The sequence below is a fragment of the Nocardioides sp. LHD-245 genome, assembly GCF_030929495.1.
Classification (GTDB): Bacteria; Actinomycetota; Actinomycetes; order Propionibacteriales; family Nocardioidaceae; genus Nocardioides.
On sequence record NZ_JAVFWN010000043.1, the window covers coordinates 1 to 605 of the forward strand.

Here is a 605-nt window from a genome sequence, read left to right on the forward strand (position 1 = left end):
CAGGAGGTCCGCTGGTGCCCCGGCTGCGGCGACTACGCCGTCCTCAAAGCCGTCCAGTCCTTCCTCCCCGACCTCGGCCTACGCCGCGAGAACATCGTCTTCATCTCCGGCATCGGCTGCTCGTCAAGGTTCCCCTACTACCTCGACACCTACGGCATGCACTCCATCCACGGACGCGCACCCTCCATCGCCACCGGCCTCGCCACCGCCCGCGAAGACCTCTCCGTCTGGGTCGTCACCGGCGACGGCGACGCCCTGTCCATCGGCGGCAACCACCTCATCCACGCCCTGCGCCGCAACGTCAACATGACCATCCTGCTCTTCAACAACCGCATCTACGGCCTCACCAAGGGCCAGTACTCCCCCACCAGCGAGGTCGGCAAGGTCACCAAGTCCACCCCCGTGGGCTCCCTGGACCACCCCTTCAACCCCGTCTCCCTCGCCCTCGGCGCCGAGGCCACCTTCGTCGCCCGCACCATCGACTCCGACCGCAAACACCTCACCGCCGTCCTCGCCGCCGCAGCCGCCCACCGCGGCACGTCCCTGGTCGAGATCTACCAGAACTGCCCCATCTTCAACGACGGCGCCTTCGACGCCATCAAGGG

General features: G+C 67.8%; 1 protein-coding gene. It reads left to right on the forward strand.

The genetic code is table 11. The annotated features are described in order from the left end of the window. On the forward strand, positions 1-605 hold a 605-nt coding region (locus tag RB608_RS28240; RefSeq protein WP_308091433.1), incomplete at both ends, for a 2-oxoacid:ferredoxin oxidoreductase subunit beta.